Here is a 230-nt window from a genome sequence, read left to right as displayed (position 1 = left end):
GTAATGAGTAATGAGTAGCGAGTCGAGGACCTGATGAAAGAATCACCGAGCGAACTCGTCGCGATGCGCGACATGCTGCGCGAGTTCGTGCGCGAGCGCGACTGGCGCCGATTCCATGCGCCGAAGAATCTCGCGGCGGCGCTGAGCGTGGAGGCGAGCGAGTTGCTGGAGCCGTTCACGTGGCTTCAGACGGGCGACAAGGCCGAGCTCGACGACGCGAAGCTTTGCGC

Annotated in this window: 1 protein-coding gene; it reads left to right on the top strand. The window is 63.0% G+C overall.

The window, feature by feature from the left end; all coding sequences use genetic code 11:
• Positions 1 to 33: 33 nt before the first annotated feature.
• Positions 34 to 230, top strand: a 197-nt coding sequence (locus NCT04_RS34380; protein WP_502800726.1) for a nucleoside triphosphate pyrophosphohydrolase family protein, incomplete at its 3' end; no start/stop codon positions are given.

It is taken from the genome of Caballeronia sp. GAFFF2, from assembly GCF_023631485.1.
Lineage (GTDB): Bacteria > Pseudomonadota > Gammaproteobacteria > Burkholderiales > Burkholderiaceae > Caballeronia.
Note: the sequence above shows the minus strand (reverse complement) of the source record. Positions and strands in the feature narration are given on the sequence as shown.